This window comes from Bacteroides sp. AM44-19 (assembly GCF_003603395.1).
In the GTDB taxonomy this organism is placed as follows: Bacteria; Bacteroidota; Bacteroidia; order Bacteroidales; family Bacteroidaceae; genus Bacteroides; species Bacteroides uniformis.
Genome location: NZ_QTNB01000011.1, coordinates 57,073 through 69,136 on the forward strand (window position 1 = coordinate 57,073; position 12,064 = coordinate 69,136).

At 47.7% G+C, this 12,064-nt stretch carries 5 protein-coding genes; all 5 read left to right on the forward strand.

Features of this window, described 5'->3' with window-relative positions; all coding sequences use genetic code 11:
- The first annotated feature begins 244 nt into the window (after nucleotides 1–244).
- Nucleotides 245–2,782 carry a hypothetical protein gene (locus tag DW947_RS15255; RefSeq protein WP_057281554.1) on the forward strand — a complete coding sequence of 846 codons (2,538 nt, stop codon included), beginning with the start codon at nucleotides 245–247 and terminating at the stop codon, nucleotides 2,780–2,782.
- 566 nt (nucleotides 2,783–3,348) lie between these two features.
- Nucleotides 3,349–5,190, forward strand: coding sequence for a collagen binding domain-containing protein (locus DW947_RS15260; protein WP_117963350.1), 1,842 nt, complete (start codon nucleotides 3,349–3,351; stop codon nucleotides 5,188–5,190).
- A 101-nt stretch (nucleotides 5,191–5,291) separates the two neighbouring features.
- Nucleotides 5,292–6,749 (forward strand): glycoside hydrolase family 76 protein, encoded by a 1,458-nt coding sequence (locus DW947_RS15265; RefSeq protein WP_044467248.1) that lies wholly within the window; start codon nucleotides 5,292–5,294, stop codon nucleotides 6,747–6,749.
- 18 nt (nucleotides 6,750–6,767) lie between these two features.
- Entirely contained in the window at nucleotides 6,768–9,938 is a 3,171-nt protein-coding gene (locus tag DW947_RS15270; protein ID WP_057281556.1) for a SusC/RagA family TonB-linked outer membrane protein, read from the forward strand.
- A gap of 34 nt (nucleotides 9,939–9,972) precedes the next feature.
- A complete protein-coding gene (locus DW947_RS15275) occupies nucleotides 9,973–12,039 on the forward strand; it encodes a RagB/SusD family nutrient uptake outer membrane protein (protein ID WP_117963352.1) in 2,067 nt (688 codons plus the stop codon).
- Nucleotides 12,040–12,064: the final 25 nt, after the last annotated feature.

The window sequence follows — 12,064 nt, forward strand, 5'->3', positions numbered from 1 at the left end:
CTGCCTTCCTAATCTCTCCGTATCTACTTCTCATCCAGTCCGTACATCTTCCGCTTCTATAGGAGCGAGGATGATACGGACTTTTAGTCTTTTATAATAGCTGTATAGGAACTTACTTTATTTTAGCAAAATATTATTCGTTCATTAATATTTTATATATTTGCATTTCAATCTTCCCATCATTTCTTAATAAATGTTGGCTAATGTTTTATGATGGCATTGCATAACCTTAAATGAAAACCTAATGGTACATTTATATAGATATATCATTTTAATAATCAGTCTTTGCACTACCCAAATGGTTTCCGCATACGGATTGAGATTTCGTGGCGCAGCCAGCCCTATCGACGAAAGGACATCCTATGATGTGTTTGCCCACAGTTGTCCCTCTTTCAAAGACTACTTTGACTTGGAGTTCAACATGGCTCTGTATTCTACCGAGAGTGTCGGCTATGTATTGCGGGTTAAGGGAGCTGACGAAGGACAGATTTTCAATCTTTTCTTTGATTTTCGTGGCGATGACATCTTGTTCCGTTTGAACCAGGAGGGGAAGTGTGTGTTGATAGCCTTGCCTGTCAGTAAGGCGGAGGCGATGAAATCCCATTGGTTCAAGGTGAAGATAGCTTTCAACCTGAAGCAGGATGAGATTACTCTCAAAATTCACGATCAAGAAAAGGTATGTAAGGGGGTGTTGCTCTCTGATGAGTTCAGTCCGAAAATCGTGTTCGGTAAGAGCGACCACATCATTGACGTTCCGGAGATAGCTGTTGACAAGCTGGTTGTGAATGCCGAGCATACTTACACATTTCCCTTGGATGAGGCGGACGGAGAATCTGTCTGTAACCAAGAGGGTACTCTTTATGGAAAAGTGGAGAACCCGATATGGTTGATTAACGAGGCCTATCACTGGAGGAAAGAGGGTGGCTTTGCGTCGGCTTCGGAAGCTGGTTCTTGCTACAATGCCGACAGAAACGAGATTTATTATTTCAACCGTGATTCGTTGTTCGTCTACAATATGGAGACGGGAAGCACTTCTGCCAAGGCTTTTGCCGAACGGTGTCCTGTGAAGCTGTTTCTTGCCGGCAGTTTCTTCGATAGTGGTAGTGAAAGGCTCTATGCCTACGAGGTGTATACCGAGAATGGAGATTCAGAGCCTATGATAGCGAGTTTGGACTTGCATACGTTGGGCTGGAGGGTGGAGAGTTACAGTCGGCTGAGTATGCAATTGCATCATCACTGTTCCTATTATGATGCAGTTCGCAAACGTTACACCATCTTCGGCGGTTTCGGCAATATGTACTACAGCAATAAATTCTATATGTTCAATGCAGAGGAGGGACGTTGGAATACGCTGGGTTCTCTGTCCGGCGATTTTCTTTGTCCGCGCTATTTCTCTTCGGCCGGTTATCTGGACAGTAATCATTCTGTCTACATTTTCGGGGGCATGGGCAATGAGTCGGGCGACCAGGTGATAGGTCGTTGTTATTTTCACGATTTTTATAAGGTGGATTTGCAAGAAATGCGTGTGCAGAAGCTTTGGGACATTTCAGAAGGACAGCCTAATATGGTTCCGGCGCAGGATATGGTTATACTGAATGACTCTTGTTTCTATGTCTTGCGTTATCCCGAGAGTGTCTCCAACTCGTTTTTGCATCTTTACCGTTTTTCTGTAGAAGATGGCAGTTGTCATATATTGGGTGATTCCATTCCCATTTACTCCGACAAAATCACGACGAACGCTCGTCTTTATTACAACGAGCGTCAAAGCAGGCTTTTTGTGACCGTGCAGGAAACAAGCGACGACGTGTCTTCCAAATTTTCTGTCTACTCACTGTTGTTTCCACCGGTTTCTCTTGAAAAATATACTGCAAATAACGGTGGAGGAAATGCTTTACATGTGTGGCTGGTACTGGTAGCCGCGGTTGTGGCTGTAGCTGGCGGAAGCGTGTGGATAGTGTACAAGCGGCATCGAAACTCCGGCAAGGGCGAGGATGGCAAAGCTGTGCGACAGGACAAGGAACAACTTCCTGAAGCCTCTGATGTAAAGGTGGAGAAGATGGCAGTGGATACGGGAACTGTCAATTCGATGTATTTATTCGGTGATTTCTCCGTTTTCGACCGGAACGGACGCAATATCTCCTATATGTTTTCCTTGCGTATCAAGCAGATATTCTGTCTCATTTTGCGTTATAGCGATGCCGACGGAATTTCTTCCAAGCAACTGAGCGATTTGATATGGCCCGACAAGCCAAAGGACAAAGTGAAAAACTCGCGTGGAGTAGCCATCAATCACCTGCGCAAAATTCTAAAAGAATTGGATGGCATAGAACTGGTTTACGAAAAAGGATGTTTCCGTTTCACGCTGTCCTCCGATTTTTATTGCGACTATTTGCGTTTTATGGCGATAGTTGCCGAAAACCGGATAGAGGAGTGCCGACAAGAGTTCTTGTATATCGTAGGGCGTGGCAAGTTTGTCGGCTTTATGGACGGTCCGTTGTTCGACGGTTTTAAGCAAGATGTGGAGTGCCGCTTGGAAGTGCTTGTCTTGCAGTTGATGAAGGAGGCTTTCGAGGCGCAGGATTATGCGGAAACTGTGAGTTTGGCCGAAGCGGAATTCAATATCGACCCGGTGAACGAGACAGCCTTGTCTTGTTGCCTCAAGTCGCTTTTCATACTCAAGCATGAGAATGCCGCTATTGGCACTTACCAGAAATTTGTGGCAGAATACAAAAAATATACGGGGGAAGATTATCCTCATCCTTTCAGTCTTTACTGGAGTTAGTTCCCCGGCACGTTGCATCCGGTGCTTTCAGTCTTCTCTCTTTTTATTCTTCGGTCTGCCTCTTTCAGCTTGTCCGATGGCTCTTGTTGTGTCTGATAAATGTTTACAAAGCGAAAAGCTTTTGACTTCAGTCGCATATTCAGGATACCTCAGTCTTATACTTAGGTACCCTCAGTCGTATACTTAGGGTATCTTAGTCGTATACTGAGATAACACTATTATAAAGCCTCTGATAATTAGCGTTTTAAGAATTAAGGTTCCGGCGTTGATAAAAGAGGACAAATGGACTGTTGGAAATGGGGGGTTAGTAGAACCGTGCGATAATTGTTTGATTCACGTTTCCCCTTTCGATACTTGAAGAGTCAAGTGCAGTCTGTCCTTTCTTTTATGGGTTAAAATAGTTCGGATTAATGTTTTTTTTGTCCCATTATACGCAAATTAACCCTAAAATTAACCCATGCAAAATCAAATTTGTGGTCGAGGGGGCGGTTTACAATGCCCTGAGGCTGATGTGGGCGATTGGCATCGGCTCCTTTGTTATATTAACTTCTAATAATAATTAAACTATGAAACAGGCAAAAAAGCTAAAAGTCTTCGGACTGATGACCATGCTTATAAGTATGGTGTTCATGGTAAGCTCCTGCTCGGATGATGACACGGGCGGAGGGGCTTTATCTTATGGAAAGGTGACGGGTGTCGTCACGGACGATTTATCTTCTCCCCTCGAAGGGGTAACGGTTCAAGTCGATGGTTCCGGTATAACGGCTACACCGGACGGCCCTCGGGCCACGACAAATTCACAGGGTGTATATACACTCGAAAACATTTCAATAGGTACACATATAATTACATTTACGAAAGCCGATTACCAGACGGTAAGCGTTACCGTTGTGGCAGGAAAATTCAACGAAGAACAAGTAGCCGAAGTCAGCCCTAAGATGGAGTATGCAGCTGCAAAAATCAAAGGAAAAGTGACCGATGCAGGAAAGGGAAGTGCTCCGTTGGAAGGGGTGACAGTCAGCATCAGCTCTACGCAGACTACCACCACCGGAAGCGACGGTACGTTTGAAATTGGCAATTTGCCGCTGGCGGACTATACCGTTACATTTACGAAAGATGGTTATGCTTCTATCGTGAAGAAAGTGGTTATGGCCGACTTTGTGGATGGCATTGCTACTACAGACGTGCGCATGGGGGGAACGGAAATCCTGCGCGGACTGACCATCGACGACTTGAAAGCTGCCGAAAAATGGTATTATAACGAATACCGCGGTGGACGAAACGCCGAAAGCTATCCCCACTGGGACTGGGCTTGCAACTACATGTGTACGATGGACTTCCGTGGCGACTGGGAAGAGCAGAACGAAGGTACCACTCTCCGCATTCGCAACAATGAAGACGACCGCAAGAATCCCGCCGACTTGGAGATGTTCGATTCCTTTGTATTCGGAAGCAAGCTGATTACAGAAGACAACTACATGATGACCCTCCAGATTCGTACGCACAGTGCCGACGAAGCTGCTCCGGCATACTATGGCGTGCAGGTGGTAGACCTGGCTGCTGCCGATCCGAAAGCTGAGATGGTGGGCGACGTCAGAACCTATGCCTCGGAAAATTACACTTCTGTTCCGGTAGACTTGAGCAAATACATCGGTAAGGAAGTAATCATTGCCATCGGTACATTCCGCGCCCAGACAGGCGACTACTGGAAGCAATTGGTATTGCGTCGCATCGCTTTTGCCAAGGAAGTTGTTGAAGGATGGGGATGGTTGCCGGGAACAGCAGTCGAAGAACTGGACGGCTGGAAGATGACTCAGGAAATGGTACGTTCTACCATGCCGCAAGTGAAGTCGCAGTTCACGGGTATGAGCCCCATCGGAGGAGGCCGCGATAACTATGTGGACGCTTATCGTGCATGGCGCGAGGTAGACCACGTTTGTGCCGAGTGGTCGTATATGCCGCTCAGCAAAGACCCTGAGGTATTCCCTTCCGAAGGTTATCTGATAAAGACACGTGGTGGGAACAATGTGAGCACAACCGTGCCCGAATCCTATTTCTATGCCAAGTTCTCCATTGCATCCGGACGTAACAAGATGACATTGAAGACCCGCAATTTCAGCGGAACGAATGCCACCTTCTTCAAGGTGACAGCCATCCGCATGGATGGAACTCTTATGCACTTGGCACCTGCCTCCAATACGGCTCAGTTTGCCGAGGCTGCCGCCGACGGTTGCTGGAAGTTTATCCATGAGGCAGGAGGAAAGGGCGATCCGGAAGGATATGCCGATTTTGTTTACGATTTGTCTCAGTTCAACGGAGAAGACGTGATGTTGACTATCGGTATCTTCAAAGGAGAAGAGAACGGCGACGAGAACAAGCTGGTGCTGCGTAGCATAACAATGGAATGACAAACTACTGATATTTAATTATTCTTGAAGCTTTCCCCTTACTTCTTTCTGCATCTTATGGAAGAAGGAGGAGGGAAGGCTGAAGAAACTAATAGTATGATATGAACAGAATGAAAAATTTATTTACTTTACTGACTTTGCTTTTATGGACGTTAGTGGCTTGCAGCAACGACTCTGCTGCTGATGAAAAGCCGGGCAGCGGGGGGACGGATATTCCTGTGGGTAATCTGCCGATGCAGAACGTGGCGCGTGCCATAGAACTGATTGACAATGCCGTGGAGTGCTATTTCACGGGTACGGGCATGGCTATGTCACGTTATTACAATCCTTATACCGGCAATCGTTCCAGCGAGTTGGGCAGTGTGTGGATGTACACCAGTTCCATTGAGGCTGTAAACGCTGCGATGAAAGCCATGAAGACCGGGCAGGCAAAGGGTGAAACGGCTCTTTATGATTCTCACTTTAACCGTTACAAGGAACTCTTGACCCAACTTTATGATAATTTGGAGTATTATGCAGGTACTTTTACGCTGACCTCTTATACGCAGACCAAGCAGTGGACGGTATACGGCGTAAACCGTGGAAACGACAAAGGAGCTGCCCAGGTAGAAGGCATCCTCAATGTTTACGATGACCAGATGTGGCTGGTACGTGAATTATTGGAATCCTATCATATCACTGGTGAGCAACGTTATCTGGAAAAGGCGGAATACCTGATGGAATACGTGCTCGACGGTTGGGATTGCACTCTTGATGAACAAGGCAATCCGTTGGGAGGCATCACATGGGGCCCCGGGTATCTCACCAAGCACTCTTGTAGCAACGGTCCCATTGTCAGCCCGTTGGTGTGGCTTCATGAAATTTACAAAGGCAAGTCAGACGAAGTGACCTACGGTTATGTGGCTGCCGATAACAGCCGCAAGCTGCGCACGGAGAAAAAGTCCGACTATTATCTGGGTTTTGCCAAAGCCGTTTATGATTGGCAAAAGAAGTATTTGCTGAGACCCGACGGAGTGTACGACGACATGATGGGCGGTTATGATTCGCCGGACATAAAATATGTCACCATTGATGGCGAACGCTATCGGACGGGTTCCAAATTGCGCGATCGCGTAGGTCCGGCCATCACTTACAACAGCGGTACGATGCTTTCCGGTGCTGCCGACCTTCTCAGAGCTACGGGCGATGCTGTCTATCGGACGGACTTGGCTGAATTGACTGATAATAGCTTTGCTTACTTTGCCAAACCTGATGCCACAAAACCAGGTTGCTATACATTTGACATCAGTGGATTTTGCAATTGGTTCAACGGTGTGCTGATGCGCGGATATGTGGATGCTTATTCAGCCCACACTGTTGCTGCAAGCTGTATCGAGGCTTTCCAGAACAATCTGGATTATGCCTACGAAAATTATCAATACAAGCATATGCTTCCCACTAACCTGCTGGTGGGCTGGAATAAAGCCGAAAGGACCAAGAACAATGTGGAAGGCATGTTCACTTTTGCTTTTGCAGCCGAGTATGCAGTGTTGGCGAATTATGAATGGAGCAAAAATTAATTTAAAAAATAATGGACTATGAAGAATTTTAGCAAGATGCGACAAGGATTATCCTGCATGGTTATGGCACTACTTCTGATGCTGGTTCCGGCAGATATATTCGCACAAAACTCTATTTCCGTTTCGGGAATAGTCATGGACGATACCAACGAGCCTGTCATTGGTGCTGCCGTCATGGTGAAAGGTACTACCACCGGTGTCATTACCGACATTGACGGACACTACACCATCAGTGTCCCCGCAAACGGTATCCTCAGCTTCTCTTATGTGGGATTGAAAGACAAGGAAGAGAAAGTGAACGGACGTACCACTATCAACATCATCATGGAAACCGATTCCAAGATGATAGACGAAGTGGTGGTGATAGGTTACGGAACACAGCGTCGCGGTTCGGTGACGGGTGCCGTTTCTGCCGTAAAAGGTCAGGATATGATAAAGACCAAGAACGAAAACCCACAGAACATGCTGACGGGACGTATTCCCGGCTTGCGTGTATGGCAGAAGAGCTCTGAACCCGGAACTTTCAACAACAGCTTCGATGTTCGCGGTATGGGGGCTCCATTGATTATCATTGATGGAATTCCCCGGAGTACGGAAGAGTTCCAGCGTTTGAATGCAATGGATATTGATGACATTTCCGTACTGAAAGACGCTTCAGCCGCTATTTATGGTGTACGTGCCGCCAATGGTGTAGTGTTGGTGACTACTAAAAAAGGAGGAGCAGGAAAAACGGAATTCTCTTACAACGGTTCCTACACTTTCCAGCAACCTTCACGTATGCCTGAACTGTGTGACCCCTATGAATCAATGACACTGTTCAACGAAATGTCGATGAACAACATCAACGGCGGTTCATGGATTTTCAGCGAAGAGAGTTTCGAAGCATTCCGCAACGGCACGCGCCGTACAACGGACTGGAACGACCTGATTATCTCTAACGTGGCTCCGCAAACGCAACATGACATCAGTATTTCCGGTGGAACTGAGAAGACGAAGTTTTACATCAGCATGGGTTACTTCTATCAGGAAGGTATATTCCGTTCAGGAGATTTGAACTACAACAAGTTCAACCTGCGCTCTAACATTTCGACTGAAATTGCTAAAGGTATAAAATTCGAACTCGGTGTGAGCGGTATCTCTGACGAACGCAACACGCCTTACACCAGCTCACAAGACATCATCCGTAACTATTGGCGTCAAGGTGTTCTCTATCCTGCATACGCCGATCCCGAGGGGACGATGTTGAACTACAACGGTTTGGATATGGAACAGAACACTGTGGCTATGATGACGGCTGACGTTTCCGGTTACAAGAAGTACAAACAGAAATATTTCCAGTCCTCGGCTACTCTGACGGCAGACTTCGGCGAATACACTCCGGTGTTGAAGGGGTTGACTGCCAAAGCTATGTTCAGTTACGACTACCGTGCCGACAACAACGAAGCTTTCCGTAAAGAGTACTACCAATATGCTTATGACGAGCAGACCGGCACCTACAATCAAAAGGTCTATAATGAAAGTTCACCCAGCAACATGCGCCGCGAATTCTATGACAAGTCGCAGATGCTGGGACAATTCACGGTAAACTACGACCGAACCTTTAACGATGTTCACCACGTGGGCGGTGTTATCGGTTGGGAAGTGCAAAAGCGCAACGGTGACAACTTCTACGCTGTCCGCGACCTGGCATTCTCCATGCCTTACCTGCTGGCAGGTGTGACCGAAGGCCAGATTGGTGCCATGCAGACAGGTAATAACGACCTCTATGAGCAGGCCAACGAAGCCTTGATAGGTCGTATCAACTACTCGTTTGCCGACCGCTACCTGCTGGAAGCACAGTTCCGTTACGACGGTTCCAGCAAGTTTGCCAAGGGACACCAGTGGGGCTTCTTCCCCTCCGTATCGGCTGGATGGAGAATTTCCGAAGAGCCTTTCTTCAAGAGTATCGATGCTCTGAAGTTCGTCAATCAGTTGAAGCTGCGTGCCAGCTATGGTATACTAGGTGACGATGGCGACCTGAATTATGACTGGGCTATGGGGTACACCTACCCTTCGACCAGCGGCAACATGGCCAACGGCGACTACAACGGTTATTCGCCGGGCTACATTTTCGGCGGCAAGTTTATCAGTGCAGCCAGTCCTATGGCATTGCCTAACGAGAACATCACTTGGTTCAAATCGAAGACATTCGACATCGGTTTCGACTTTGAAGGATGGGACGGCCTGCTGGGTGTTTCGTTCGACTACTTCAACCGTTTGCGTACCGGCCGTTTCGCTCGCCGTACCGGTGCCCTGCCTACCGTGGTAGGTGCCACTGCTCCGCGTGAAAACCTGGACAGCGACCGCCAATTCGGTATGGAATTGGAGCTGACCCACCGTAATAAGATTGGTGAAGTAGGCTATAACCTGAAGGGTATTGCTACCGTTACCCGTCAGAAATACCTGACTGCTTCGGAAAAAGGACCTTGGGCCAACTCGTATGATCGCTGGCGCAACGACAACCTGACGAACCGTTATCAAGGGGTACAGTTTGGTTATACTTCCGCCGGTCGTTACACCAGTTGGAACGATATTTGGAATTACTACGGCTTCAAGGAACGCGACGTCCTGCCGGGTGATTATAAGTATGAAGACTGGAATGGTGACGGCGAGATTAACGGTCAGGACGAACATCCGTTTGCCTTTGACCAGACTCCGTGGTTGCAATTCAGCTTGAATGCCGGCCTGCAATGGAAGAACTTCGACTTCAATATGCTGTTGCAAGGTTCTGCACTGGGTTCTATGGAATACAAAGAGCCTCTGCACGAAATTTGGGGTAAGAATGGTGGTGGTGCATTGACACAGTTCCTCGACCGCTGGCATCCTGTAGACCCGAAAGCCGATCCCTATGATCCTTCTACAGTCTGGACTTCCGGTCACTATGCTTACACAGGCCGTTGGGCAAAAAATAATTCTGCTTTCAACCGCGTAAGCACTGCTTACCTCCGTCTGAAGAGCATCGAGTTGGGCTATACCTTCCCAAAACTGAAGCAGATTCCCAATGCCAGCCTGCGTGTTTATGCCAATGCTTACAACCTGTTGACTTTCACTGGCGTGAAGTTCGTTGACCCTGAGCATCCCGATGACGATCTGGGCCGTATGTATCCGTTGAACAAGACCTATACACTGGGAGTTTCCCTCTCTTTCTAAGTAATCAATGATATAAACCTAAAAAATAGTAAATATGAAACATAAACTGATATCCGCGATGTTGTGCATGACTCTCGCCACTTCATGTGTCGATATGGATATTGCTCCCAAAAATATCGTGACTTCCGAGTCGTTGCTTTCCAACGAATCGGGTATGGACATCTACATGGCGCGTCTATATAGCAATATGCCGTGGGAAGATTTCAAATATCTGTCTCAATGGGGTTTGAATTTTAACGGATGGTTGAATTCCATCGGTATCGACGGTACCGGCGAAGCAATGAACCGCGATGGTATTTGCCGTGCGTTTACCGGTGAAGACAATGCTTACTGGGGTAAAGCTTTTGAATTGGTGCGCGATGCCAACTATCTGATTGAGAACCTGCCGAAATACCAAGGCTCTTACGCCGAGATTACCTACAATCACTATTTGGGCGAAGCTTATTACGTGCGTGCCACGGTCTTCTACGCCATGGCCCGTCGTTTCGGTGGTATCCCTTTGGTAACAAAGGTCATCCAGTATCCCGGAGACGGCAACTTGGAAGTGCCCCGTGCCAGTGAGGAAGAAACTTGGAATCAGGTTGTGGCTGACTATGACAAGGCCATCGAACTGATGATGCCCGGCAGTCCCAAGAGCGGCTATAGCAACAAGTACGTGGCTCTGGCTTTCAAGTCGGAAGCGATGCTCTATGCAGGTAGTGTAGCTAAATACAATGAAACGGTAACCGGCCGTCTGACCGGCTTGGGTGCCAAAACGGGTGTACGTGTGATTGGATTCGATGAAAACCGCTGGCAAGAGGCTTCCAAGAAGTATTTCACCGAAGCCTACAAAGCTGCTTCAGAGGTGATTAAAAGCGGTGTGTATTCACTTTACAAGAAGAAATGGGCTGCTAACGATCCGGAAGCGCAATATCAGAATATGGTAGATATGTTCTCCGATCTCAGTAATAATCCTGAGAACATCTATGTGAAGGAGTACGCTTATCCCACGAGCACTCACGCTTACGATTCTTACAACCTGCCGCTTACCTTCAAGGCTCCGTTGAATTGTGGCGTTTGCCCGACAGCCGACTTTGTAGAGCTGTTCGACGGTTTCGACCGTTATCCCGATGGTACCCTGAAGGTGACGACGGGCAATTCTTCTACCGAAGGTAACTACGTTATGTATGATAGTCCGATGGATTACTACAAAAATGCTGAGCCTCGTCTGCGTGCTTATGTCATCTTCCCCGGTGATATGTTCAAAGGCAAGGAGATTGAGATTTATGCCGGTGTTTATACGGGTTCCACGCCTATCAAGCCACTTTTTAGCGACTATTCATATGGTTCGGCCACTACTAAGTATAATCATCTGAATGCTTATAAAGAGAAGCCCAAAACGCTTTATCTCAGTCCGAAATCGGAAGACCAGCAGGAAATTGTGACCTTGCCTGATGGTTCTACGATGACGGCTGCCGGCGAGAACGGCCCTTTCTATGAAGATGGTGGAAGCGCCATGACCGGTCTGTTGGCACGCAAATGGTTGAATCCTGACCCTGCATTTGTTCCCCGAGAAGGAAACAGTGCGCAACCCTTTATCCTGATGCGTTATGCCGAGGTGCTGCTGAATGCAGCCGAGGCCGCTGTGGAACTTTCGTTGGCTGGTGCCTCTTCACCGGATGGTACGGATATGTTGAGCGTAGCCACGAAAGCTATCAATGACATTCGTGAACGTGCCGGTGCCCGGTTACTGACTTCCTCACTGGCTGGCACAATCGACAGCCGCGACATCGTCCGCAAGGAGCGCCGCAAAGAGTTGGCCTTCGAGCATAAGACCAAGTGGGATTTGCGTCGCTGGCGTGTGAACCACTATGAAGGTCGCGACGGATTCTGGGGTGAGCAACGTGACAAGGACCGTTTCAGCAACACGACTCGTTATCGTTTCCGTGGTATCTATCCGTTCTATTCGACGGAGACAGGCAAGTGGTTCTTCGACGTTTGTTTCAACTATACGACTGCCGGTGACAAGGACTTTGGCTACACTCCTTTGGACTATTACTTCTCGATTCCGGGTGGTGAGGTTTCTAAGAGTCCTGTGATTGACCAGCAGCCTAATCGATAAAACTCAATAATTTAAAAACTTAAAA

Excerpts from the sequence above, each read along its gene's own strand:
- DW947_RS15270 (WP_057281556.1), top strand. The coding sequence starts at position 6,768 with ATGAAGAATTTTAGCAAGATGCGACAAGGATTATCCTGCATGGTTATG.
- DW947_RS15275 (WP_117963352.1), top strand. The coding sequence starts at position 9,973 with ATGAAACATAAACTGATATCCGCGATGTTGTGCATGACTCTCGCCACT.
- DW947_RS15265 (WP_044467248.1), top strand. The coding sequence starts at position 5,292 with ATGAACAGAATGAAAAATTTATTTACTTTACTGACTTTGCTTTTATGG.
- DW947_RS15255 (WP_057281554.1), top strand. The coding sequence starts at position 245 with ATGGTACATTTATATAGATATATCATTTTAATAATCAGTCTTTGCACT.
- DW947_RS15260 (WP_117963350.1), top strand. The coding sequence starts at position 3,349 with ATGAAACAGGCAAAAAAGCTAAAAGTCTTCGGACTGATGACCATGCTT.